We start from the raw sequence: 25,784 nt of genomic DNA, 5'->3' as shown, positions 1-25,784 counted from the left end.
TACGCCGTCAGCAACAATTTCCTCCCGGCCCACAGACCGGTGCGGCGTCCGTCGTGGCGGCGTAGCCCATGCCCTTCGTTTCCCGGGGATGACGCGGAGCGGCGCGGGCGCAATCGAAAGGGGTGGCTTTTTCAAGCGGGATATCCACCCGCGGCGACACCGGAAAAATTTCGTTCCGGTAAGGCTCGGACGTGAAGATCCGGTAAGTCTTGTCGCAAACGGCGGTCGACACGCCACGGCGAAGGACGTGTCCATCGTCGTCCCGAACCTCCCGCCACGGCCCCTTGTAGATGACCGCCTGATGGCGCTCCCAGCAGGCGCCCTCTTTCCCCTTGTGGGCGGTCACGGTCATGGCGCGGAATTCGATTCCTTCGACCGTCCGCCACGGTTGCGCGTCGCGCTTTTCGATCGCGATCCCGTGGAAACCCGCCTCCTCGAAGGCGCGCAGGAAGGCGCTTTCCTGAAAGGCGCCCGAAACGCAGCCGGACCAAAGTTCGGCATCCTCCCGCAGATGGGCGGGCACTTCCTCGTCGGAGACGATATCGGAAATAGCAACGCGGCCGCCCACTTTCAGAACCCGGTACATTTCCCGAAAGAGGTCTTTCTTCTCGTCAGGATGGACGAGATTCAGGACGCAGTTCGAAACGATGACGTCCACGCTGTCGTCCGCAACCAACGGCGTTTCCATCGCCTGGTGACGAAAGGCCTCGAAGGCATCGTAATCCGCATAGGTTGCGATCGGATGCTCGGCGATTCTTGCCTCAAGACGGGGGATGTCCGTCCGCAGATCCTGAATCCGCGCCCTTCGGAAGGTGACGTTGTCCCACCCGATCCGCCGGGCGATTCCCGCCCGGTACCCTTCCGCCAAGGCCAACATGTCCGGGTTGAAGTCGACGCCGATCACGCAACCCTTCGGTCCCACGACCTGGGAAAGTATGTAGCAGGTCTTGCCGCTGCCGCTGCCGAGATCGAGGACCGTTTCGCCCTCGCGGACGTAAGGCGTGGGATCGCCGCAGCCATAGTCGCGTTCGAGAATTTCCCGAGGCAGCACCTTCAGGTAAGCAGTGTCGTATTGCGTCGGACAGCAAAGCGCCTCCTCACGGGCTTTCGAGGCAGCGGCGTAACGCCTCAAGACCTCGCGGTCTTTATCCAACGTCATTGTGTTCGCGTTTATGGCGTTCATGGCATTTTCCTTATTCATCGACATCTGCCTTCACGATTGGATTCCCTTCGGCCTTCCACCGGTAGGCGCCTCCCGCAAGGTTATAAAATTCCGCAAGGCGCATGCGCTTCAGATTTTCCTCGATGCGGTAGGCAAGCCGCGTGCTACGCACCCCTGTTCTGCAATAAAAGACCACCGTCTTTCCCGCAAGTCGATCGCCATACCTTCGCAGGAATGCCTCGTCTTTGATGGCGGGATCAACCCGAATTGCATTCGCTAGATGGCCTCCCAAAAATTCAGCCTCTGTCCTGACGTCAAAAAGCACGATGTCTTTCTGCCGAATGGCGAGTTCCCGCGCCAGCGATTGGGGGGATATGTTCGGAACAATGCTCCAGCCCGCGATTTCGTTCTTCACCGCATAGACAGCGGCAAGGCCCGTAACCGCGAAAAAAAGGGAAACCAAAAAAATTCCCTTTTTTAGAAATCTCTTCCTTCGCTTGGGCACAAGCTTACTTCCCAGAACGCTTGAAACGGACTCTAAAAATAATTCGCCACCAGCCACCACAGGATGGCGAAAATGGCCGCCACAATCGTAAATCTGAATCGGGAAATCATTAAACTTCTCATGCTTTCATTCGCCGCCTCCAGGAAACCGAGGCTCCCGAAGCCTACTCTAGCAAAAGATGGCAACCCGAACCGAGTTGCTAGCCAAGCTTTTTAAATGCGGCGGGATTTGGCGAAAATCCGTACCAATCAACCCGGCCCTTCCCCGTCTTCTTTTCTTACGCTATTCTGATAAGCGTGTATTTACAAGATACACCAACATTGGAGGATCGCATGTCACCGGAGAAAAAGGATCTCTGTGAGATCTGCCTTCAGAGCGGAATCGAGGTCGCAGCCTCGACCGCGCGCATCCTGGCCCACCACCCAGACCCCGACATCGAGGACTGCCCCTGCGGGGGAAGACTGGTCAACCTTTGCGCCTCTTGCGAGGCGAACGAGATGGCCGCCGAGGAAGCGGCCATGGAAAGCCCTGCTTTTTCGCTCTAGACCCCCATCAAGTTTCCGGCGCGATGGAGGCTGGTTGTTTTTTTCACACCCATGCTCGGTTTGCGTCTCAGGATGAACCCACAAATTGTCCGCGGCGTCGAACGTGGATTTCGTTTATCTGAAACGGCTGCTTCCCGACCGGCATCCAATATCCAATCGAAGCCCGGCAAAGGGCCGGCGCGTATAAACCCAAAGGAGTGAGGACGATGGCCTACAAGGTGCACACACCGGAAACGGCCCCCGCGAAAGCGCGGGAGGTTTTGGAGACGGCCAAGAAGGCCTATGGTTTCGTTCCGAATCTGCTTGGCATCATGGCGGAATCTCCGGCGCTATTGAAGGCTTACACAACGCTTGGGTCGCTTTTCTCGGAAACGTCGTTGAGCCCCACCGAACAACAGGTTGTTCTGCTCTCGGTGAGCCTGGAAAACGCCTGCATCTACTGCGTTTCCGCCCATAGCGTCATCGCCGAGATGAAGGAAGTGCCAAGTAAAGTTATCGAAGCGCTCCGGAATGGGGTTGCCATACCCGATAAAAAACTGGAGGCGTTGCGCGCCTTCACCGTTTCCGTCGTTCGCTCGCGCGGATGGCCGTCGGAGGAAGAGGTTCGATCTTTTCTCGCGGCCGGTTACACGCAGGCCACGATCCTGGAGGTGATCCTTGGCGTCGGCATGAAGACGCTTTCCAACTACACCAACCACATGGCGAAGACGCCTCTCGATGCCGCCTTCGCGAAGGCGGCGTGGTCGAAAGTGGCCTGAGACGGGGAAGCCTTCCCCTACCCCTTGAGCGAGGCGTAGTCGCCGGGCGCGAACACGTCGACCTGGATGACCGCTTCACGCGCCGCGTCGGCCTTATCCAGCTCTCGCCGTTCGGTCTCGGTGAGGATTCCGGCCGTGACGGCCGCTTCACGATCGACGGCGGAATCGCCTTGCAGGCGGCCTTCGCGGAACGCCCGTTTGAGTTTCGCCCTGGCCGGCTGCGCCGCGACGATTTTAACGAGCGCTGCCTCTAGCGCACCCAGCCCTTCCTCCTGGCTGGAGGGTATGTAGATATCGGATGTCAAATGCCGGCGCAGTTCGCCATCGTCCAGAATGGCCGCCGCAACCTCGCCGCCGAGAGTATCCCGCGGCGGACGCAGGGTCCTCCCCCACGGGAAGGTTGCAAGCCTCAAGAACACGGCTATCGGTTTGCTGGGAAGGTTATCGAGAACCTCGCACAACGCCGTCTCGATCTTGGCGAGAGCGAGCTCTGCCGACCAGCGCATGACCGCCGTGTCGCGGGTGGGCTGCCCTTCGTCCTCGAAGCGCTTGAGGGTAGCCGCGGCCAGGTACTGCCAGGCCAACGCATCGGCCAGACGGCCGCCGACCTTCTCGCGACGCTTGAGGTCGCCACCGAATATGGCAAGGGCGGCATCCGAAATCAGGGCGAAGGCGGCGCTTAGGCGAGTCAGCGTACGGTAGTAATCGGCCGAGGGACCGGAAACCGGCGCCGCCATAAAGCGCGCGCCAGTCACGCCCAGCAAGAAGGCGCGAGCAAGATTCCGAAACGCAAAATTGACGTGCCCGAAGAAGGCGCGGTCGAAACGAGCAAGGTCTAGGCCCGCCACGGCTTCCATCTCCTCGCGAACGAAGGGGTGGGCGCGCACGGCACCCTGGCCGTAGACGATAAGCGAGCGGGTCAGGATGTTCGCCCCTTCGACCGTGATCGCGATGGGAACGGCCGTAAAAGCGCGTCCCAGAATGTTCTTCGGCCCACGGCAAATTTCCGCACCGGCCCGAATATCCATCGCGTCGTTGAGCACACCCCGCATGCCATTGGTGAGATATGCCTTAACGATGGCGGAAAGGACGGCCGGCTTCTCGCCGGCATCCACGGCGCCGCAGGTTAATTTTCGCGCAGCATCCATCAGGTACGTAAAGCCGGCGATCCGGGCGAGCGGTTCCTCGATACCCTCGAGACGGCCGATGGGCAGGTTGAACTGTTCGCGGACGGTCCCGTAGGCGCCGGCGACACGGGTCGCCATCTGGGCCGCGCCGATCGAAAGCGAAGGGAGCGAAACCGAACGCCCCGCCGCCAAACTTTCCATCAGCATCCGCCAGCCATGGCCTATGCCGTCCCGGCCGCCAATCACGAAGTCGAGCGGGATAAACGCGTCCCTCCCGAAGACCGGCCCATTCGGGAACGGCACCCCCATCGGATCGTGGCGGGCGCCGATTTCGATCCCCGGCAAGCTTCTGGGGATGAGGGCGCAGGTGATACCGAGGTCTTTTTCGTTCCCGAGAAGGCCGTCCGGGTCGTAACAGCGGAAGGCAAGCCCGACGACCGTGGCGATGGGAGCAAGCGTGATATAGCGCTTTCGCCAGTTCAAGCGGATGCCAAGCACCTCCTTTCCCTCATAGGTGCCGCGGCAGACAGTGCCGGAACTGGTCATGGAAGCGGCGTCGCTTCCCGCCGTCGGCTCGGTTAACGCGAAGCAGGGGATTTCCTCGCCCCGCGCCAGGCGCGGCAGGTAATGGTTCTTTTGTTCTTCCGTTCCGTAATGGAGAAGAAGCTCACCCGGGCCCAAGGAATTTGGCACCATCACGACGACGGCGGCGGCACCGCTTCGGCTGGAAATCTTCGTGACGACGGCGGAATGGGCAATGGCCGAGAAGCCGAGCCCGCCATACGCCTCGGGGATGATCATGCCCAGAAAACGGTGTTGCTTCAGGAAGTCCCAAACCTTCGGCGGGACATCCCGCCCTTGAGCGATCTCCCAGTCGTCGAGCATGGCGCAAAGCTCTTCGACCGGCCCGTCGAGAAAAGCGCGCTCCCGCTCCGTCAGCGGTTGCGACTGAAAACGGATAAGCTTCTGCCAGTCGGGGTTGCCGGAAAAGATCTCGCCATCCCACCACACGGTTCCCGCTTCGAGCGCGATGCGTTCCGTATCCCCCACCTTGGGCAGCACCTTTCCCATGAACCGCATGACAGGCAACGAAACGACCGGACGGCGGAGCGCGGAACGCCCGAAAAGAAAGGCGACGGCGAAGAAAAGGCCCGCGACGATGCCGAAAGGGGTGGCGGGCTCCGGGCTTGCCGCAAACCAGGCGAGCAACAGCGCCGCGCCGAAGGAAACCCAGGCCCAATAGCCTTTCCCGACATAGAGAAAGCCTAAAAGCAGGGTTATACCGAATGCTACCAGCAAGGTTTCCATGGCGGCGTCCTTTTGGTGATTGGTTCAGTTGCGCAGCGGTTTCCCGGTCTTCAGCATGTGCACGATGCGCGCGACGGTGCCTGAGCGACAGGCAAGGCGAGTGAAGGCCCTGCGTTCGAGCGTCAAGAGGTCGTCCTCGCCTAGGGTTTCCGTAACGTCGGTCGCGCCACCGCTCAAGACCCCGGCCAAAGCGCCGGCCACCACCGTGTCGTAGGCGGTCGCAAGCCCGCGCCGGCGAAAGTCGTGAACGGCGAGTTCCATCGCCGCCCGGGCACTTGGCCCCGGCAGCGCAAGCGCAACCGACAGTGGCGGCCGATAGCCGGCAACCAACGCGAGCGCCTTGGCCTTGGCGTCGGCCAGCAGCCGATAGCGGTTCATGGTGATGCCATCCTCGGGCCGCAAGAAAAGGTACGCTTTCGCCTCCGCCGCCGATTTCGCGACGGTCGCCGTGCTGACCGTCTCGAAGACCTTGGCGACCGGCGGCATCGGACCGCCGGGACGGTGCGGCTTGACCCACCAGCGCGTCAGCATCTCCTTGCAGCCGCCCCAGCCGGGGATAAGCCCGACGGCGGGCTCAACAAGACCCATATAGGTTTCGGCATGGGCCTGGATGGTGTCGCAATGCAGGAGCGCCTCGCAACCCCCGCCGAGCGCCATGCCGGAGGGCGCGCCGACGACAGGGAAGGGCGCGTATTTGAGCGCCTTGAACGCCCGCTGTCCCCGGCCGACCATCCAACCGATCAAGGGCGCCAAGCGCAGCATGGCGGGAACCAGCAGCAACGCCAGATTGGCGCCGACCGAAAAATTGCTGCCTTCGTTATAGACGACAAGCGCCTTGTAACGACCCGGCACCAGCGCCGCGACCTTGCGAACCATCGCGAGTATCCCGAGGTTGAGCGAATTCATCTTGGAATGGAATTCGAGGCAGGCCACGCCATCGCCGATGTCCCAGAGGCTCGCCGAGCGGTTCGCAACAATCGGCTTCGAACGAAGCTTGATGTCGGCCAGCATGACGACACCGGCCGGCCGGACCATGTCGCGATAGGTCCCGTCCAGCGCCAGGCGTTGACGCCGGCCGTTCTCCACCCGGTAGAAGGAACGGCGGCCCGCCTTCGCAAGAAAGGGCGGAACCGGAAGACCCTCGGCCGCAAGCCTTCCGCTAAACCAGGCGGGGCCTAGCCTGTCGAGCATCTCGAAGGGGCCTTGCTTCCAATTGTAGCCAAGCCGCATGGCCTCATCGATAGCGGCGATGTCGTCGGCGATCTCCGGCACCAGGGAAGCGGCGTAGCTCAAGGTTTGCGAAAGCACGCGCCAGGCGTACCGGCCGCCCTTGTCGGGGTGTTCGACGACTGCCCGCAAGCCTTGCTTGCGGGCCGTCTTGACGCTTGTAAATTTCGGCTTCGCCGCCCGCCGGTATTCGCCGCTTTGCAGGTCCATCGCCTGTTTGACCTTTTTGCCGGACGCTTTATCGATGCGGTAGAACCCGCCCTTTCCCTTCCGGCCGGTATAGCCTTGGGCGATCATCCGTTCGATCATCTCGGGTTTGCGATAGATGGCCTGAAAGGCGTCTTCCTTCGGCAGTGCATCCGCCAGCCCGTTCAGGACGTGGGGCATGAGGTCGAGCCCGACCAGATCGAGAAGCCCGAAGACGCCGGTCTTGGGGAATCCCATGGGTGGACCTACGACGGCATCCGCCTCCTCGATCGCAAGCCCGCCATCCATCGCCTCCACGACACTGCACTGAAGCCAGAAAGTACCAATGCGGTTCGCGATGAAGCCCGGCGTGTCCCTGCAATCGACAACGCTTTTTCCAAGCGCGATATCCGCGAAGGCGCGCATGGCCGAAACTGCTTCCGCCCGCGTTTCCTTGCCGGCGACGACTTCGAGAAGACGCATGTAACGAGGGGGGTTGAAAAAATGGGTGATCAGAAAATCGCGGCGGAAGCTTTCCGGCATGTCGCGGGTGAGAACGGAAAGCGGAATGGTCGAAGTGTTCGAAGAAACGATCGCGCCGAGTTTTCGAACCTTCTCGATCCGGCGGTAGAGGTCCTGCTTGATGTCCAGCTTCTCGATGACGGCCTCGATGATCCAATCGCATTCGGCCAAGCGGTCGAGATGGTCCTCCGTGTTGCCGGGCGTGATCCGCTTCGCGTTTTGTTTGTGCATGAAGGGCGCGGGGTCGGTCTTGAGCATCCGGGCGATCGCCCCCTCGGCGATGGCGTTCCGGTTGTCGGCCCCCTTCGGCACAATGTCGAGCAGCAAGACTTCTTTCCCGGCGTTCGCCACCTGGGCGGCGATGCCGGAACCCATGACGCCGGCACCGATGACGGCGACCCTTTCGATCGCCGTCATGGCATGGCCTCCAGAATGGTGGCGATGCCCTGGCCGCCGCCGATGCATTGGGTGGCAAGGGCGTAGCGGCCCCCTTCCCGCTTCAGAAGCTGGGCCGCCTTGCCGGTGATGCGCGCACCGGTGGCGCCCAGGGGATGACCGAGTGCGATGGCGCCGCCGTCGAGGTTGATCCGGGCCTCATCGAGGCCAAGATCCCGGATGCTGGCAAGCGCCTGGGAGGCGAAGGCTTCGTTCAGCTCGATGACGTCGAGGTCGCCGGCGGAAAGACCCGCGCGCTGGAGCGCCTTCTTCGTCGCGCCGACCGGGCCGATGCCCATGATCTCCGGCTTGCAGCCGGACGTGGCGATGCTCTTGATCCTGGCGGTCGGCGCGAGGCCCGCCTTGTTGGCATAGGCCTCGCTGCAGACGAGAACGGCAGAAGCCCCATCCGTTAGCGGGGACGCGGTGCCGGCGGTCACCGTGCCGGCCTGGTCGAAGGCGGGTTTCAGACCGGCGAGCGCTTCCAGTGTCGTCTCGGCCCGGATGCAGCCGTCCTTCACGACCGTGCCTTCCTTGCCTTGGATCGGCACGATCTCGTCGATAAACTTGCCGGCGGCCTGTGCGGCCGCGGCCTTCTTCTGGCTCGCAACCGAAAAGGCGTCCTGCTCCTGGCGGGAAAGCCGATAGAGGGCAGCGACCTTTTCGGCCGTTTCCCCCATCGAGATGTAGGCCTGGGGATAGGATTCGTAGAGGCCTGGATTAAGAAGCGGGTTGAAGCCCCCCATGGGAACACGGGTCATCGATTCGACCCCGGCGCAGATGAAGGCCTCGCCCGCGTTCATCTGGATAGCACCCGCCGCCATGTGAATGGCCTGCATCGAGGAGCCGCAGAAACGGTTCACCGTCACGCCGGAAACCGTGATCGGAAGACCCGCCAGGAAAACGGCGAGACGAGCGATGTTCAGCCCCTGCTCACCTTCCGGGAAGGCGCACCCAACGATCAGATCCTCAATGTCTTCCGGGCGAATTTTTGTCTTTTCGACCAGCCCCTTGATGACCTGGGCGAGAAGATCGTCCGGTCGGACTTTCCCGAGCGCGCCCTTGTTTGCAAGAGCGAAGGGAGACCGCACATACCCCGCGATGACAACGTTGATCATGACGTTTCCCTATCTGTTTTCCGGCCGGTTTCCCGATTTTCCGCCTTGGCGGCGTACTTCGCCATTTCGTCGGCCGCCAACTCCTTCTTGGAAAGCTTGCCGACCATAGTTTTCGGCAATTCATCCCGGAATTCGACGAACTTCGGCATTTCGATCGGCGAAAGCTTATCGGCAAGGAAATCGAGCAGTTCTTGCTCGGTCAGCCTTGCTCCTTCCCGCAACTTGACGAACGCCTTCGGGTTTTGCCCGCGGTAATCGTCCGGAACGCCGACCACCGTTACTTCGTCGATGGCAGGATGGAGGTGGATGGCCTCTTCGATCACCCGCGGGTAGACGTTGTAGCCGCTGCAAAGGATGACATCCTTCAGCCGGTCAATCAGGAAGATGTAGCCGTCCTCGTCGAAATAGCCAACGTCGCCGGTGTGTAGGACACCGCCACGGAAGACATCGGCCGTTTCCTCCGGGCGCCGCCAATAGCCGAGCATGACCTGGGGACCGCGCACGCAAATCTCGCCGGACTCACCCACCGGGACTTCCTTCTCCGGTGATTCCAACGAGCGGATTTCAACCGCCGTGTCGACCAGAGGAAGGCCGATGGAGCCTGCCTTGATGAGGCCGTCAATCGGGTTGCAGGTCACCACCGGGGAAGCTTCGGTCAGGCCATACCCTTCAACCAGGTTGCAGCCCGTGAGCGTCTCGAAATCCTTCTTGATCTGAACGGGCAAGGGCGCGCCGCCGGAGATGCAGACCTTGAGACTCGAAAGGTCGTATTTCGACGTCTTCGCATGGTGGTTGATCGCCGTATAGACGGTGGGAACGCCCGGGAAGGCGGTTGGCCGTTTGGCGGCGATCGTTTTCAAGACCTGCTTTATGTCAAAGCGCGGCAGAAGGACAATTTCGGAGCCGGAGGCGATGCCGTGGTTCATGACGACCGTCATGGCGAAAACATGGAAAAACGGCAGCAGTGCCAGAATTTTTTCCGGCCCGTCATGGATTCCCTCGACCACCTTCCCAACCTGCCGGGTGTTCGCCATGAGGTTGCGATGAGTCAGCATGGCGCCCTTGGGCAACCCTGTGGTGCCGCCGGTGTATTGAAGGACGGCGACGTCTTTATCGGGCTCGATCGCAACCGGCTTGAAATTGCCGTCGTTCCGGATCAGCGCATCGAAGGAAATGTGCCTCAAGTCCGATGGAATCTTCGCAATAGCGCTTCGCTTGAAGAGTGAAAACAAAAAACCCTTCAAGGGAGGAAGTATGTCCTGCATGCGACAAAAAACGATCTTTGCAAGGCAGGAATCTTCCAGCGCTTTAGCCGCCTTGGCGTAGAGCAGGTGAAGATCGGGAACCACCAGGATCTCCGTCTGCGAATCCTCGATCTGCTGGATGATCTCCCGCTCGACGTAGAGCGGGTTGAAATTGACCACCGTCCCGCCCGCTTTCAGGATTGCGAAGTAGCAGATGACGAAATAGGGCGTGTTCGGCAAGAAGAGGCCGACCTTGACGCCGCGTTTCACACCGAGACGCTGGAATCCTTTCGCGGCGCGGTCAACAAGCGCGCCAACCTCACGGTAGGAATAGGACTTGCCGAGAAAGTCGAGACAAGGGCAATCGGGAAACCCGGCAACGGCCTCGTCCATCAGGGAAAAAAGCGGAGCACTGTCGGCCTCCCTGCCGGCAACTTTGCCGCGCCGATTGTCTCGAGTATGTGTTTCCGATCCCATGGGCTGTTATTCCATCCGGACAGTTTGAGTCTATTTTAAGATGGCCGGCGTTAATGAAAGGATTATCACGTTCGTATGCGGCTTTGGTCGACCCTGCCAAGCGGGCCGGATGGAAAATGGAAAGCCATTGATTGCATTGGAAAATCTACTTCACCCGGCCGCCTGCCGAGCCCTGAGATCGGCCAGGATGCCGAGAACGATCTCCTGGGTGTTTGCGATGTTCTCATTGAGAATTCCGTGCCGGGTGGAAGGCACTCTCCGCGCCGTTTTTTCTTTCGTCGCCAACTTCTTATACATCAATTCGAGGCTTTTCGGGTTGACGATGCGATCCTCGTCCCCCTGGATGAGAGTAACGGGGCAGGCGATCTTAGGTAGCCGGCGTTCCATTTCGTCAACCATGCGGCGCAATTCGAATAACCCGCGAATTGCCATGTGCCGATAATTGATATGCGGGTGTTCGGAATCGTTTTCCCGGAAAGGCATGATGCCTTCCATCGTCGACATCCACCGAGTAACCCGGTTGGCGCCATGAACAAACGGCACGAAAATCATGTTCCTGTTCATGAACTTCAGAGGCGCCGAGACGGCAACGACGCCGGCCAGCTTGGCTGGCGCCTCGGAGGCTAGAATAAGCGACAAAACGCCACCGCTGGAAAACCCCACCAGACAAACCCGGTCGGCGAAAGCGGAGAGGATTCGATAGCCCTTACGAACCGGCTCCATCCAATTTTGCCAGGCCCGCCCCCGAAGGTCCCAGGGAGAAGTCCCATGCCCGTTCAGGCGCACGCCGATCACCGGATGCCCGGCCTGGAAAAGGCGCTGGCCGAACGCCCGCAGTTCGGCCGGCGACGCCAGAAACCCATGAACCAGTACGATGCCTAGGCCGTTGCTGTTTTCAGGCAAGAGGAGATAGGGCTCGGCGTTTTCTGTCGCGGTTTCCTGCTTGTTGATCTGGTCGTAGCGCGGGTCCGTAAACTGCTTTTTCCCCCAGGCAAAGCTCAAGAGCATGTCATCAAAGCTTGCCTCGGCCCATTCGCGCTCGGACAAGCGATCCGCCCTTTCCATCGCCCCCTCAAGGGCCTGCTTCACCTGGGGGATAGGCGCCACCTCGTTCGCATAAACGGCGATCGGGTTCTCGATGCGAATCTTATCGAAATCGTGCTCCTCACGGAGTTTCGGAAGAAAAGAATACTGTTCGCCGTCCACCGCCAGCAGGCCGGCCATGGTTGCCGAAGATATGAATTGCTCCAATCCTTCGCACCAGTCCTCCAGGATGCCTTCATAGGCATCCGGATTCCTCAAGCTGTCGTGGAGATGGACGTTGGCGTGTTTTTGCATCGCTTTAACGGCGAGGTAGAGAATCCGGTCAAACCGCTTGCGCTCGATTTCCGTTTTCCCGGCACCAATCAGGGACAGGATGAGCTGCGAAGCAAGATGGGATAAATTAACGGTGACGTTCGTATACATCTCGCGCATATAGGCGTCGCGAACGGAGAAAACGTGCCGCCCGACGCAAATATGCAGGAGACGGTCCTCCAGCGTGCTAGCAACGATCTCTTTCCGAAAAAACTCCTCTAGCGATTCCGTTTTCCGCAACAAGTGGCTAAGTATTTTTCTTTCCCACCAGCTCCAGGATTGGTGCGCCCGAGCGGGTATTCCGAGTCGAATATCCATGTCGGTATTCTTGAGCAAGATATTGCCTTCGATCAGGAATTCCTCGGAAAGGTTCCTCAGTTTTCCCTTCCCCTTGCTGAAAAATTCGGCAAGTTTCCCGAACAAGTTGTCGCTGACCCGGATGGGATAGAAGGTGATGTTCGAGGGTATGACGAGGGTGGGCCGACGCGCTTCCGCCAAAAGCGCGTCGACACCGTCGAGTCCGAAATTGGCCGCCCATCGCGACAAATGGTCTACCGCGTTTGCCTTTTCAAGTTCCAACAGGCCAGTCTTGAAAGCGTCCAGGGTCAAGGCCAGAACGGCCGCACCGGTATGATGCTTCCGCCGTTCCTTCGCCGCCCTTGAATAAATATTGAATTCCCCCTTGTCGTCGATTGCCCTTCTATCCTTCACCATTCCACCTTCCGGGAAGACGATGACTTTCCGTCCCCGGAAGATTTCGGCCCCTAGAAACGGGAGAAGATTTGGATAATTGTTGGGGACCGCACCGAGGCCAAGCAGGTAATTGGAGAAGACGTTGCCTTCCGAAAAAAATTCGCGGGCCGCGACCGAACGGCAATAGGCGCCCGTTCTTTGATGAATCAGATATTGGGGAATAAAGGTTTCAAAACGGGCAAAATGGTTGAATAGAAATATTTGACCGCTTTCCAGCCGCTGTTCGAGATCGTGCAGGCGAATGTTCACGCGCACGCGCGCCTGCAGCGCGGTCATGGCACGCATGGTCCACGCGCAGGCCGATTTATTGATGGCAAAGCTTTTTTCGATATCTGGCTTTACGCTGGCGTCCATCGGCGTTGGCGAACTCGCTCTCATGCCTGGTTCCAAGGGCTTAAAGCTAGGGCCCTTGAATTAAAAGCCAATTAAAGAGCAAGCGCGTAAAGAACGGATGCGTCAAGGCCCACGACCGCGTGGCTGTCGCGGTATTATAGTAAGCTGCCACGCCTTCCAATTAATCGAACGTGTAAAAATTCCGCCGGCCTGTGGAGCGGTGACGATAGAGGTAGGGGTAGATACCGATTGCGGTTTGCCGTTGGGCTCGGTTGCAGACTTCGCGGCCGTTACGGTTAGCGTCCGTGAGCCTCGGACAAACGCGGTGGCTTTTTGTTCTTGGCGGACGCTTTCTCGGCGGCTTCTTTATCGGTCGCCTCTTTAGCCAGGCGAAGGGCGCGCTGTTTCGCCACGCGTTCCGTTAGTTCCTGCTGCGCTTTTTCCTTCTCCTTCAGGGCCAGCTTGTCCTTCTTCTGAGTTGCGGCGAACTGTTCCTCCGCCTTCGATTTTACTGACTTCAACATTTCGGTAATCCTTTGCTTCCGTTTCGGGTGTCACGGTCGGAAATTTTCGCCACGAAACACGAGCGACTCCACCCGCAGCCCGGTGCGTAAGATCGGCGGCGCCATGGCGCATCGCGCCGTTTAATTTATCGGTCGTATTTATTGTTGTCGAAGAGGTGGCCGCGGAGCGGTCCGCCCACCTCCTTCAGTCCGCCAGGCGACCGTAAGGTTGTCGCCGACGGCAAGCGGCGACCGCCCCCAACGGAAGTTGGAGGCGGTGCCTTGCGTAGTTAGTCGATGATAGACAGGTTCTCGGCGGAAGACTTGCCGTTCTGCCCAGGCTGAAGCTCATAGGAGACCTTCTGCCCTTCGCTGAGCGAACTCAATCCCGCGCGCTCGACGGCCGAAATGTGGACGAACGCGTCTTTGGAGCCGTCTTCCGGCGCGATGAACCCGAAACCCTTGGCCGGGTTGAACCATTTTACAGTACCAGTAGCCATAGTTATTTCCTCTAACAGGAGTCTTGATTCCGCGTCTCACACCATATGAGCGCGCGGCCGGTTTAACGTTCACATTGTCAGGGGATAACTAAGCTAATCGGCGTACCGGTTATTTAGATAACACGCAACAAATGCAATACGTATATGGAAATATGTGGGGAATATCCCGAAAAAGTCAATCCCCCGTGAGACCAAGCGGGGATACCGGAAACCCGCCTACCCACGCTATTCGGCCAAATTCTGGGCTTCCGGGCTTCATCCCGAGGTCCGTTTTGACCCCTTTCAAGGCCTTACCCGCACGCCCCGCGTCCGATCGGGCGGAACGATCAGCCGATGAAGTCGCGGACGATGTCGTTGAACTTCTGGCACCCCTCGATGAACATAAAATGGCTGCCGCCATCGGCCTCCTCGAAGACCTCGAGGCGCGAGCCGGCGATCTGCTGGTTGATCCAGACTTGCGATTGCCATGGCACGAAGCTGACCCGGCCGCCGACCACCAGAGACGGCGTATCCAGACGCGGGATCGTGTCACGCCAATCGGCCGTGCCGTGGTCGTAGAGCAAGGTCGCCGCATGCCGGCGTGGCATCCTGAGGTTGCGGTCAATGATCCAGCTCTTGACATCGTCCGAGGCGGTCTTGGTGATCATGCCGCCGATCAAACCGCGGGTTACCGCGACACCGTTTGGCCCGGCCAGGTCGTTGACCGTGGCGTAGAGCGTCTCCGGCGTGAAGACACTGCCGGCGTCGATGATCTCTTGCTCCGACCACGCCGGATTGCTGGTGACCATCGGCATCTGGTCGATCAGAAGCATCTTGGACAGACGATCCGCCCCCCACAGATCCCAATAGTTCCAGATCACTGAACAACCCATCGAATGGCCGAGAATGTTGACGCCCTTCAAATCAAGCGCATGGATGACGTCGCGAACGTCCTTGGCGAGACGGTCAATTTTATAGCCATGGTTTGGCTTGTCGGATTCGCCATGACCGCGCATGTCGAGCGCGATCACCCGGTACCGGTCGCTCAGCCCCTCGATTTGATGCTTGAACTGCTCGGCCGTTTGCGACCAGCCGGGAATCATCAGCAGCGGCTGGCCCGAGCCGGCTTCCAGATAATGAAGGTTCACGCCATCGCTGACCGTTACGCGACCGACATTACCCGGAACCACCGCACGCACCGTCGCATCTCTGCGGTTGATGCTCAGCGGAGCGTTTGCTCGTTCGCGTGTTGACGAATGGCCTTTCATCGAGTTTGTCACTTGGCTTCCTCCCGGTGTGGCAACCATGGGTTTTTCCGGTGGGTCGCTGCGCAAAAAAAGATGCCGAGACGGGAGCACGTTATCAAACGACATACCCAGGCCGGCGGCAAAGTAAATAAAGATAAAGCGCAGAATCTAGGCGCGATCTCGCGGCTTGCCCCAAAGCACCGATATGGAAAGCAATCAAGGGCCAGGGGCGCGAGTCTTGGGCGTCGCTTCGCGGGCGGCGCAGGCCGATGCCGTTCAAGACGGCGATTTTCGGCTATTCTGCGAAAGGTTGGTTGCGTGCCGGGAAAACAACCACAAAAAACTACTAATTATTTCAGCTAATTAAATGGTGGGCGCACCAGGATTCGAACCTGGGACCCGCTGATTAAGAGTCAGCTGCTCTACCAACTGAGCTATGCGCCCGGGAAGGGTGGCCCCTATAGCAAAGGCATCCCGGTCTGTCGAGTGTCTTGAAAGGTCGCGCCCGTCCATCTTCAGAGGTTTTCGATGCTTCCGCGGCGGCTCATTCGCAGGTCGCGGTGGATATGGACGCTCATGATGAGGCCGAAAGCAAAAAGCAAGGTAAGCATCGCCGTACCGCCATAAGAAATGAACGGCAGCGGCACACCGACGACGGGAATTAGCCCGGTCACCATTGCGATATTGATAAAGAAATAGAGCGCAAAAGTCACGGTGATCCCCATGCCGAGCAGGCGGCCAAACTGGTTGCGGCTGCGCAGGCTGATCGTAACGCCACAGAAGGCGAGAAGCAGGTAAAGCGTGAGGAGTATAAGGCTGCCTGCAAGGCCGAATTCCTCCGCCAGCATCGTGAAAATAAAATCGGTTTGTTTCTCCGGCAAAAAATTGAGATGCGCCTGGGTTCCCTGAAGGAACCCTTTGCCAAAGAGCCCGCCAGAACCAAGCGCGATCTGGGATTGCAGGATGTGATACCCGGCCCCCAAGGGGTCGCTCTCGGGGTCGAGGAAAATAAGGACGCGGCGGCGTTGATACCCATGCAGCCCCATCCAGAGAAGCGGCATCGCAACAAGCCCAATACCGATCAGAGACACAAATTTCCAAACCCGCACCCCAGCCAGAAAAAAGATCGAAAGCCCTCCGGTGGCCAACGTGACCGCCGTTCCCAAATCCGGCTGGCGCAAGACAAGGAGACCAGGCAGCGCCAACAGGAGAAAGGGGGCAGCCAAAAAAGCCGGGCGGGAAACATCTTCAAGACTGGCCCCATGAAAATAGCGGGCCAGCGCGAGGATAATGGCGATTTTCATGACCTCGGACGGCTGGAATTGAACATAGCCGAGATCTAGCCACCGCTGCGCCCCCATGCCGATGGCGCCGGCAAACTCGACGGCGATGAGAAAGACAAGAGACGCCCCATAAAGCGTATAGGCGTGACGGAGCCAGAAGCGGATATCCGTAAGCCCAACCACAAAGAGAACCATCATTCCAACAGCAAAACGCACCGCTTGCCGGCCAGCCCAAGGCGTAAAGCTGGCGCCACCGGCAGAATAGAGCATGGCAATCGCGATACTGGCGATAAGGCAGAGGAGCAAGATCATGCCCCAGTGCACCTGCCGAATCTTGTCCGACAGACTAAGTTCCTGCCCAGAAAAATCGCCCATTTCGATCATGATTCGACAGGCTGTCCGTCTTGCGGCGCTGAATTTCGTTGCTGGATTGCGAGCAGAATGTCCCGCGCGATCGGAGCCGCGACGGCCGAACCGCTGCCGCCGTGCTCAACCAGGACAGCGACGGCGTATCTTGGAGCAGCAATCGGTGCAAAGCCGACGAAAAGCGCATGGTCGCGTTCATGCCAGGGCCGATCTGCGTTCTTTGGGATGCCTTCGTCGCGTTCTCTTTTCGTGATCCGCATCACCTGGGAAGTGCCCGTTTTGCCACCCATCGCCATCGCTTTGTTGGAAATCCGGGAGCCATAGGCCGTCCCCCCCGGTTCGTTCGTCACGGCAACCATGCCCTCCCGAACGAGGGAAAGGGTGTTTTGCCCGATGCCCAAGGAAGAGAGGGCGGTTGCGAGCCGGGCAGCCGAGCCCCTCGCAGACGCAATGGCCTTCGTGACATGCGGAAAGACTTCATACCCACCGTTCACGAGGCGGGCCATCATGACGGCAAGTTGCAAGGGTGTGGCCAACACATAGCCTTGGCCGATCCCGGTGATGAGGGTCTCACCGCCCTGCCACGGCGTACCGAAAGCCGCCCGCTTCCATTCGGGATCCGGAACAAGACCTGCCCGTTCCCCGGGCAGATCTTTGATCAAGACTTTGCCAAAGCCGAACCGGCGGGCCATCTCGGAAATCCGGTCAATCCCGCAGCGGCGGGCAAGTTCGTAAAAGTAGACGTCACAAGACTGCTGGATTGCCTCGACCAGACCCACATGGCCATGCCCCTTGGGCTTCCAGCAATGAAACCGGTATCGGCCAAGATCGATATGGCCCTGACAGAAAACCCGTTGTTCCGGCATGACAAGGCCGGCTTCAAGCGCGGCGATCGCCACTATCATCTTATAGGTCGAGCCGGGCGCGTACTGGCCTGCAATGCATTTGTTCGTCAAGGGCGCTTGCCGATCGCCAAGCAGGCGATTCCAACTTTCCTCGCTAAGGCCTACGACGAACTCGTTCGGATCGAACCCCGGCGTAGAAGACATCAGCAGAACTTCTCCGCTATGGATGTCCATGGCGACGGCGGCGCCACTTTGGTGGTCGAATTGTTTATTGGTGAAATCCTGCAAGTAAGAATCCAACGTCAACGTCACCTGGTGACCGGACTTTCCCTCCTCCAGCGAAAGCTCGCGAACGACGCGGCCAAACGCGTTGACCTCGACCCGGCTGTTGCCGGCCTTTCCACGCAGATCCAGATCGTAAATTTTTTCGATCCCGCTTTTGCCGATACGGAAGTCGGGGAGTTGAAGCAAGGGATCTTCCGTGCGCTCGCCTTCCGCCACGGCGGCGACATACCCGATCACGTGGGCCGCCGAAGCCCCCAAGGGATAATAACGGCTTTGGCCGACGGTGATCAGCACGCCCGGCAAGTCCGGCATATTCACCTCGACGCGTGAGACTTCGTCCCAGTTGAGATTCTCCCGGACAACGACCGGAATGAAGCCGCGTTGGCGCCTCATCTCGTGGAACACCCGTCGGCGTTCGGCCGTCCCGATCGGCAGGATGCGATCGAGCCGGCCAAGGGTCGCCTCGATGTCCACCGTTTGCTCTGGGATCACCACAACGCGGTAATTCTTCCGGTTTTCCGCCAGCGGATTTCCGAAGCGGTCAACGATCGAGCCCCGCGGCGGTTGAATCAGACGAAGGCTGATCCGGTTTTCATCGGCCAGCGTTTTATACCGGCTCGATTCCAAAACCTGCAGGTAATACATCCGCCCAACGAGAATCGTAGCGAGGACCAATTTGCCTCCCGCCAGAAGCACCGTCCGGCGGCTGAACACCCGGTAGCGGTCCCCTTCCCGATACATCAGGCCTGACGCAGAACGATTTGCTGGGTTTGGGCATAAACCCAGGCAAGGCAAGGATAAAGCACGAGGGTGAGGAGGTATTGGAAAACGCCCGGGCTGGGGTCGTGAACCGTCCAGTCCAGAAGCGAAAACGCGGCCCATTGAAGGATGGAGGCCGCGGCCGCCACCATCATAAAACTAACCCATGTGATGGAAAAGGATTCGTGGAGAAAATAGCGCCGCTGGGTAACAACAATCCCATAAACAAGGAGAAAGATGCCAGTGTTGAGCCCGATCGGCACGCCGGAAAGCAGGTCCTGAAGTAGGCCGATGAAGAACACAGCCGTCGCCGGCATCAGGTCGGGCCGATAGAGTCCCCAGTAATAAATGGCCGTCAGGGTAAGCATGGGGGCAATGACGGCATAGCCCGGCAAGCGAAACGGAACAAGGCTTAGGAACAGGAGGAGGAGCGCGGTGACAAACGGCGCCAAGTTTCGCATATGGTGCTCCAGGTTCTGCCACAGGGAAGGCGTCACTTGGGAAGCTCTCCTTGAACGGTTGACGGGTGAAGCGGCGACGGCGGCAACGCCCCTTCCAAGCTGTAATCAACGATGCGGACAAGCTCGAGACGGCTCCACGTGACGAAGGGTTGTATGCGCGCCCCCTCTTCGCTGATGGAACCCACCGTGCCAATGGGCAGGCCTGGGGGAAAGACACCGCCATCGCCCGAGGTAACGATCCGGTCGCCGAGAGCTATCACCGCTTCCTTCGACAGATAAAGCAGGCGCGGATTGCTCGAATTGTCTCCGGCCATAATCGCCTTTTCTCGAGACGATTCGACAACAACGGGAATTCGCGAATTCCAATCCGTAATCAGAAGCACGCGGGAAACATGTTCACCGACGAGCACGACGCGACCCACCACGCCTTCCCCATTTATGACCGGATCTCCTTTCTTTAGTCCGTCCCCCGCTCCAGCATTGACGAGAACGCTTCGGACGAAGGCGCTGCCGGAATCCGCGAGCGTGCGCGCCGTCACAAAGTGAACCGCCGCGTCGGGAACCGAATTCAAGAGCGCCTTCAAACGCGCGTTCTCCATCGCCAATTGCTCCATCGCCAGTTTCGAATGGCGAAGCACGGCAAGTTCGGCGCGGAGCGCATTATTCTCTTCACGGAAGGTGGTGAGAGTCGATATTTCACCAAGCAGTTTTCTCGCGGCCGTTATCGGTTGCGAGATAAGGCCGACGATCGGTGTGGCAATATCTGCGATATTTGCACGCAACCGTTCCGTAAAGGCGCTCTCCATCCGGCCAACAACGATGAGCGTGAACGCAACAACGATGAGAAAAAGGAACGGAAAGCGATGGGCAAGGGACCGCACCGGCGTCGTAAAACGCAAGAACGAACTGGCGCGGAGTCTTGCCATACCCCTTCTCCTTGACCCCCCGGCTATGCCCCGGAAATTTGCATCGTGAGCCTGATCAATAACTGCTCAGCAAGACGTTCTTGAGAGTTTTCATCTCCTCCAAAGCACGGCCCGTGCCAAGGACGACGCAAGACAGGGGGTCGTCGGCGATGGAAACCGGAAGCCCGGTCGCCTCGCGGAAAACCCGGTCAAGATTGCCAAGCAAAGCGCCGCCACCGGTAAGGACAATCCCCTTGTCCACAATGTCGGCGGCCAGTTCCGGCGCCGTATGCTCAAGCGCCACCTTTACGGCTTCCACAATGGCGCCGACCGGTTCGGAAAGGCTTTCGGCGATTTGCCGCTCGGAAATCACCAATTCCTTCGGCACGCCGTTCATCAGGTCGCGCCCCTTGATCTGCATCACCCGGCCGTCGCCATCGTCCGGCGGACAGGCGGAACCGATCTCTTTCTTGATGCGCTCGGCGCTGCTCTCGCCAACCAAAAGATTATGGTGACGCCGGATATAGGCGATAATCGCCTCGTCCATCTTGTCGCCACCGACACGGACGGACCGCGAATAAACGATGCCGCCCAAAGAAAGCACTGCCACCTCCGTCGTGCCGCCGCCGATATCTACGACCATGGAACCGGTGGGTTCGGTGACGGGAAGCCCGGCCCCTATGGCCGCCGCCATTGGTTCTTCGATCAAAAAGACGCGGCGGGCACCGGCGCTTTCAGCGGCTTCCTGGATGGCTCGGCGCTCGACCGCCGTCGAGCCGGAAGGCACACAAACGATGATTTGCGGCGAGGCAAAGGTGCGGCGGTTATGCACTTTTCGGATGAAGTGCTTGATCATCTCTTCGGCGACTTCGAAATCGGCGATGACACCGTCGCGCAAGGGCCGGGTCGCCTCGATATTGCCGGGGGTACGTCCCAGCATCATCTTCGCCTCATCACCAACCGCCAGAACATGCCTGCGCCCCTTCACGTTGGCAATCGCCACAACAGAAGGTTCGTTCAAAACGATGCCTCGGCCTCGCACATAAACCAGCGTATTCGCTGTCCCGAGATCGATCCCCATGTCGGCAGATAAAAAACCAAGAATTTTGGATAACATATTGCCCCACCATGATCTTCGTTATGCGGCGAGCGACGGTTCACCCGCCGCTCGCCGCCGCGGTTTCTTGCTTACGCAGAGAGCGCCGCCGGAGCGGTTTTCTCCCGTTTGACGAGGAGCTTGTTCAGCGCGTTGAGATAGGCACGCGCGGAAGCCACCAACGTATCGGTGTTCGCCCCCTGGCCATTCACGGTCTTGCCATTTTCTTCAAGCCGTACCGTCACCTCGGCCTGGGCATCCGTTCCTTCCGTTACCGCGTGCACCTGGTAAAGCTGCAAGCGGGCATCGTGGGGAAACAGTTCACGGATAGCGTTAAACGTTGCGTCGACCGGCCCATCGCCGGACGCCTTGGTTTTGCGCACCTCGCCATCAATCTTGAGTGCGAGCTCCGCCGTCTGCGGACCGGTGGATCCGCACACCACAAGCAGCGAGACGAACTGTATGCGGCTGTCCACCTGCATAAGCGCATCGTCCACGAGAGCGACAATATCTTCGTCATAGATATCCTTCTTCTTGTCGGCCAAGTCCTTGAATCGGCGGAAGGCGTCTTCGACGGCGTTGTCGCCCAGCTCGTACCCAAGATCTTTCAATTTCACCCGGAACGCATGCCGGCCGGAATGTTTGCCCATCACGAGCTTCGACTGGGCGAGGCCGACGGATTCCGGCGTCATGATCTCGTAAGTGCCGGCGTGCTTCAGCATGCCGTCCTGATGGATGCCGGATTCATGGGCAAACGCGTTCGCACCGACGATGGCTTTGTTCGGCTGGATTGTGAAGCCGGTGATCGTGGAGACAAGCCGCGAGACCTTCGTGATGTTTTCCGTCACGATGCCCGTCGTATAGCCAAGCACGTCCGGCCGCGTCCGAAGCGCCATGACGATTTCCTCCATCGCGGCATTTCCGGCCCGCTCCCCAAGCCCGTTCACCGTACATTCGACCTGGCGGGCACCTTGTCGGATCGCCGCCAGCGAATTCGCAACGGCAAGGCCCAGGTCGTTATGGCAATGCACCGAAAGAACCGCGCTGTCGATGTTGGGCACCCGGTTCATGATCGAAGCGATCAGGTCCGCGAATTCATCGGGTACGCTGTAGCCGACCGTGTCCGGCACATTAATCGTCGTGGCGCCGGCCTTAATGGCGCTTTCGATGCAGCGATAGAGGAAATCGCGCTCGCTGCGCGACCCGTCCTCGCAGGACCACTCAACATCGTCCGTCAGATTCCGGGCATAGGTTACGCTTTCGATCACCGCCTGATGAACCGCGGCGGGCTCCATCTGGAGCTTGTGCTTCATATGGAGCGGGCTGGTCGAAATGAACGTATGGATGCGCTTTCGTTTGGCCGGTTTCAACGCTTCCGCCGCCCGGTCAATATCGTCGCGAGCCGAACGCGCCAGCGCACAAATTACCGGCCCGGTAACTTTTTTTGCGATTTCCTGTACGGCTTCGAAATCGCCTTTCGAGGCGATCGGGAAGCCCGCTTCAATGACATCAACGCCAAGTTCGGCGAGAGCATTGGCGATGCGAAGCTTCTCTTCCAGATTCATCGACGCGCCCGGCGATTGTTCGCCGTCGCGCAAGGTTGTATCGAAAATAAAGATTCGATTCTTGTCTGCGTCTGCGTCTGCGCTTTTACTCATCGGGATACCCCTTCCGATTCTTCGTCGTCACTTAGGTTCTCTAAACGGAGATTCCCTGAACACCCGCCTTGACATGGCAGCGGTGCCCAGGGTGCCTAAGTCGAAGAATCGCCGCACAACCTTCCGCGGCGGTGGAAGTCGGCGAAAAGGTCAAGGGAATGGTAAACGCAACGATCCCTTGCGGATGTTTCGCCCCGCAGGTTATCGTCAGATACGTTGTCGCCGATTGCCCGTGCATGGTTACCATTTCCCGGGCGGCAAGCTATTGAATCGGGCCGCCCAAATCGCCTTCCATCCCTTACGGTTAAGGCCTTTCACCGAAGGGGATTCTGAACAAAAGTGGTTAACGCTTTCTTTGTTTACCCTGGAAATGTGCGCCTCTTAAGCCATTTTTGCAATCTTCCTAGGATAATTTTCAAATTTTCCGGACCGAACAGTTGTTGCGCGAGATTATTTTGTACCGAAAAGTATGAAACCAAGGATCATCAGCGCCTTATATTTTGATAACATGAATATTTCAATATTAACAAATGGTTGTTTTGTACTAATTGGTTCAAAATATATTTACCCACCGTCAAGGGCGGTCAGCGCGACACGTACGAAATCGTTCAAAACGCCGCGATCCGGATTAGCCTTACCCATGACGCGAAGGCCGGTAAGAATGCCGACGAGATAGCGAGCCAACACCCGGGCACTTCGGTCGGCCCGGATATCGCCGGCCGACTGGCCGCGGGCGACCCCCTGCTGAATGGTATCCTCCAGCCGGACAAAAATCGCCTGCACCCGGGCGGCAATTTCGAGATCGTTTGCCGCCAATTCGGCCGCCGTGTTTACCGCGAGACACCCGAATCGGCCGCCCTGCGTGAAGAGACCATCAATGGCGTCGCCAAAAATATCCTCGATCGCCTGACGCGGCGAGACCTTGGCTTCGAGAGCGGTGGCGGTTGCCCGCACCAACCTCTCGCCATAAAGGCCGAGGGTGATGAGGAAGAGTTCGCGCTTGCCGTGAAAGGTGTCGTAGAAACTGCTTTTGCTGATGCCCATCGCCGCGACGAGATCCTGAAGCGACGTCGCGGCATAACCCTTCGACCAGAAGACGTGCATCGCCCGTTCGAGCACGTCTTCCTCACTGAATTCCCGCGGCCGCGCCATTAGCTATTCCTTATTTTTAAAGCCGGGCGAGCCTAAGGTTTTTGGACTTATTGGTCCATTAAAATTGCAGCCCCAAGGCCGCCCCAAGCGACGCGGGCGCACAGTAGATTAGTTCTTCGATTTGTCGACCAGGCGACGTTCGGCGATCCACGGCATCATGGCCCGAAGCTGTTCGCCGACGGCCTCGATCGGATGCTCGGCGGCGCGGCGGCGCATGGCTTTGAAATTGGCTTGGCCCGCGGCGTTTTCCAGCACCCAATCCCTGGCGAAGCGGCCGGATTGGATATCGTCGAGCACGCGCTTCATCTCGGCCTTCACCGCGTCATTGATGAGGCGGGGCCCGCTTTGATAGTCGCCATATTCGGCCGTGTTCGAAATCGAATACCGCATGTTTGCGATACCACCTTCGTACATGAGGTCAACGATCAGCTTCACCTCGTGTAAGCATTCGAAATAAGCCATCTCGGGCGCATAGCCGGCCTCGATCAGGGTCTCATAGCCAGCCCGAATGAGAGAGGTAAGGCCGCCGCAAAGCACGGCCTGCTCGCCGAAAAGATCCGTTTCGCATTCCTCGCGAAAAGTCGTCTCGATGATGCCGGCGCGGCCGCCCCCGATCGCCGAACCGTAGGAAAGGGCCACGTCGAAGGCGTTGCCGGAAGCGTCCTGAGCGACCGCAACCAAGCAAGGAACGCCGCCGCCGCGCACGTATTCCGAGCGCACGGTGTGGCCGGGCCCTTTCGGCGCGATCATGAAAACATCGAGATCCAGTCGCGGCACGATCAACTGGAAGTGAATGTTGAAGCCATGGGCAAAGGCAAGAGAAGCGCCTTTTTTCAGATTGCCGACGATTTCGTCCTGATAAAGTTTTGCCTGAACTTCATCCGGCGTCAGGATCATGAACACATCGGCCCATTTCGCCGCCTCGGCCGGGGTGGAAACCTCAAAGCCGGCGTCCCTCGCCTTCTTAACGCCCGCCGAATCCGGCCGGAGCGCAATACGGACTTCCTTGACGCCGCTATCCCTCAGGTTCTGGGCGTGGGCATGGCCTTGGCTGCCGTACCCCGCGATGGCCACCTTCTTCGGCTTGACCAAATTCACGTCCGCATCACGATCGTAATAGACACGCATAACTTATTCCTTCTGCTGTCAAATGCAGGTTAATCCGAGAAGCTAGAACGGCTTCGATCCTCTGGAAATCGCGACGACGCCGGTACGCGAAACGTCAACCAGCCCCAACGGAGCCATCAGATTGATAAAGGCATTCAGCTTGTCCGTCGAGCCAGTCATCTCGAAGACGAAGGAGTGGCTTGTGCTGTCGACGACGCGCGCCCGAAAAATGTCCGCAATCCGCAAAGATTCGACTCGTTTCTCGCCGGTACCTTCCACCTTGATAAGGGCAAGCTCGCGCTCGACCGACGGCCCGTTCGTCGTCAGATCGCTGACCTTGTGCACGGGCACGAGCCGGCTGAGCTGCGCCTTGATCTGCTCGATCACCATTGGCGTACCCGATGTCACGGCCGTAACCCGGGAAAGCCCTTTTTCGGCGTCCACCTCGGCAACCGTCAGACTTTCGATGTTATAACCGCGGCCGGAAAAAAGTCCGATGACGCGCGCCAGCACGCCCGCCTCGTTATCCACGAGCACCGCGATCGTATGCTTTGCGATCGTATCCGCGCTTTTCATCCTACT

At 59.0% G+C, this 25,784-nt stretch carries 21 protein-coding genes and 1 tRNA gene; 2 read left to right on the top strand and 20 right to left on the bottom strand.

The genetic code is table 11. From position 1 onward, the window contains the following. Positions 1-7: 7 nt before the first annotated feature. A complete protein-coding gene (locus AB1781_06620) occupies positions 8-1,183 on the bottom strand; it encodes a methyltransferase domain-containing protein (GenBank protein MEW5704246.1) in 1,176 nt (391 codons plus the stop codon). Positions 1,184-1,193: 10 nt separating this feature from the next. Next, on the bottom strand, positions 1,194-1,724 hold the full coding sequence (locus tag AB1781_06615; GenBank protein ID MEW5704245.1) for a rhodanese-like domain-containing protein: 531 nt from the start codon (positions 1,722-1,724) through the stop codon (positions 1,194-1,196). A gap of 275 nt (positions 1,725-1,999) precedes the next feature. On the opposite strand from AB1781_06615, the gene AB1781_06610 reads away from it, so the two are divergent. After that, positions 2,000-2,212: a hypothetical protein gene (locus tag AB1781_06610; GenBank protein ID MEW5704244.1), complete on the top strand. Its 213-nt coding sequence runs from the start codon at positions 2,000-2,002 to the stop codon at positions 2,210-2,212. A 206-nt stretch (positions 2,213-2,418) separates the two neighbouring features. After that, entirely contained in the window at positions 2,419-2,970 is a 552-nt protein-coding gene (locus tag AB1781_06605) for a carboxymuconolactone decarboxylase family protein (GenBank protein ID MEW5704243.1), read from the top strand. A gap of 17 nt (positions 2,971-2,987) precedes the next feature. Here the strand turns inward: AB1781_06605 and AB1781_06600 are convergent, their stop codons facing one another. From AB1781_06600 to ilvN, 18 genes are all read right to left on the bottom strand, one after another. Continuing rightward, a complete protein-coding gene (locus AB1781_06600; GenBank protein ID MEW5704242.1) occupies positions 2,988-5,405 on the bottom strand; it encodes an acyl-CoA dehydrogenase in 2,418 nt (805 codons plus the stop codon). Positions 5,406-5,429: 24 nt separating this feature from the next. After that, positions 5,430-7,757 (bottom strand): 3-hydroxyacyl-CoA dehydrogenase NAD-binding domain-containing protein, encoded by a 2,328-nt coding sequence (locus tag AB1781_06595; protein MEW5704241.1) that lies wholly within the window; start codon positions 7,755-7,757, stop codon positions 5,430-5,432. Beyond that, complete coding sequence (locus AB1781_06590; GenBank protein ID MEW5704240.1) at positions 7,754-8,893, bottom strand: thiolase family protein; 1,140 nt, start codon at positions 8,891-8,893, stop codon at positions 7,754-7,756. The genes AB1781_06595 and AB1781_06590 overlap by 4 nt, the downstream gene beginning before the upstream one ends. After that, positions 8,890-10,614 carry a long-chain fatty acid--CoA ligase gene (locus AB1781_06585; GenBank protein MEW5704239.1) on the bottom strand — a complete coding sequence of 575 codons (1,725 nt, stop codon included), beginning with the start codon at positions 10,612-10,614 and terminating at the stop codon, positions 8,890-8,892. The genes AB1781_06590 and AB1781_06585 overlap by 4 nt, the downstream gene beginning before the upstream one ends. A gap of 150 nt (positions 10,615-10,764) precedes the next feature. Further along, positions 10,765-13,101, bottom strand: a complete 2,337-nt coding sequence (locus AB1781_06580; protein ID MEW5704238.1) for an alpha/beta fold hydrolase — start codon at positions 13,099-13,101, stop codon at positions 10,765-10,767. 251 nt (positions 13,102-13,352) lie between these two features. Next, on the bottom strand, positions 13,353-13,580 hold the full coding sequence (locus AB1781_06575) for a hypothetical protein (protein MEW5704237.1): 228 nt from the start codon (positions 13,578-13,580) through the stop codon (positions 13,353-13,355). A 269-nt stretch (positions 13,581-13,849) separates the two neighbouring features. Continuing rightward, a complete protein-coding gene (locus AB1781_06570; GenBank protein ID MEW5704236.1) occupies positions 13,850-14,059 on the bottom strand; it encodes a cold-shock protein in 210 nt (69 codons plus the stop codon). 326 nt (positions 14,060-14,385) lie between these two features. Continuing rightward, a complete protein-coding gene (locus AB1781_06565; protein ID MEW5704235.1) occupies positions 14,386-15,318 on the bottom strand; it encodes an alpha/beta hydrolase in 933 nt (310 codons plus the stop codon). A 335-nt stretch (positions 15,319-15,653) separates the two neighbouring features. After that, positions 15,654-15,729: transfer RNA gene (locus tag AB1781_06560), tRNA-Lys, on the bottom strand. A gap of 71 nt (positions 15,730-15,800) precedes the next feature. Then, on the bottom strand, positions 15,801-16,952 hold the full coding sequence (rodA, locus tag AB1781_06555) for a rod shape-determining protein RodA (protein ID MEW5704234.1): 1,152 nt from the start codon (positions 16,950-16,952) through the stop codon (positions 15,801-15,803). Beyond that, a complete protein-coding gene (gene mrdA, locus AB1781_06550) occupies positions 16,949-18,805 on the bottom strand; it encodes a penicillin-binding protein 2 (protein ID MEW5704233.1) in 1,857 nt (618 codons plus the stop codon). Before mrdA ends, rodA begins: the two co-directional genes overlap by 4 nt. Further along, positions 18,805-19,320 (bottom strand): rod shape-determining protein MreD, encoded by a 516-nt coding sequence (mreD, locus tag AB1781_06545; protein ID MEW5704232.1) that lies wholly within the window; start codon positions 19,318-19,320, stop codon positions 18,805-18,807. The genes mrdA and mreD overlap by 1 nt, the downstream gene beginning before the upstream one ends. After that, positions 19,317-20,210 (bottom strand): rod shape-determining protein MreC, encoded by an 894-nt coding sequence (gene mreC / locus AB1781_06540; GenBank protein MEW5704231.1) that lies wholly within the window; start codon positions 20,208-20,210, stop codon positions 19,317-19,319. Before mreC ends, mreD begins: the two co-directional genes overlap by 4 nt. A 55-nt stretch (positions 20,211-20,265) precedes the next feature. Next, positions 20,266-21,306 (bottom strand): rod shape-determining protein, encoded by a 1,041-nt coding sequence (locus AB1781_06535; protein ID MEW5704230.1) that lies wholly within the window; start codon positions 21,304-21,306, stop codon positions 20,266-20,268. Positions 21,307-21,377: 71 nt separating this feature from the next. Further along, a complete protein-coding gene (locus AB1781_06530) occupies positions 21,378-22,943 on the bottom strand; it encodes a 2-isopropylmalate synthase (GenBank protein MEW5704229.1) in 1,566 nt (521 codons plus the stop codon). 564 nt (positions 22,944-23,507) lie between these two features. Beyond that, the gene (locus AB1781_06525; protein MEW5704228.1) at positions 23,508-24,095 is read right to left on the bottom strand and encodes a TetR/AcrR family transcriptional regulator; all 588 of its coding nucleotides are present in this window, start codon (positions 24,093-24,095) and stop codon (positions 23,508-23,510) included. A 108-nt stretch (positions 24,096-24,203) separates the two neighbouring features. After that, entirely contained in the window at positions 24,204-25,223 is a 1,020-nt protein-coding gene (gene ilvC, locus AB1781_06520) for a ketol-acid reductoisomerase (GenBank protein MEW5704227.1), read from the bottom strand. A 42-nt stretch (positions 25,224-25,265) separates the two neighbouring features. Next, positions 25,266-25,778, bottom strand: coding sequence for an acetolactate synthase small subunit (gene ilvN / locus AB1781_06515; protein ID MEW5704226.1), 513 nt, complete (start codon positions 25,776-25,778; stop codon positions 25,266-25,268). Positions 25,779-25,784: the final 6 nt, after the last annotated feature.

It is taken from the genome of Pseudomonadota bacterium, assembly GCA_040752895.1.
GTDB lineage: Bacteria > Pseudomonadota > Alphaproteobacteria.
Note: the sequence above shows the minus strand (reverse complement) of the source record. Positions and strands in the feature narration are given on the sequence as shown.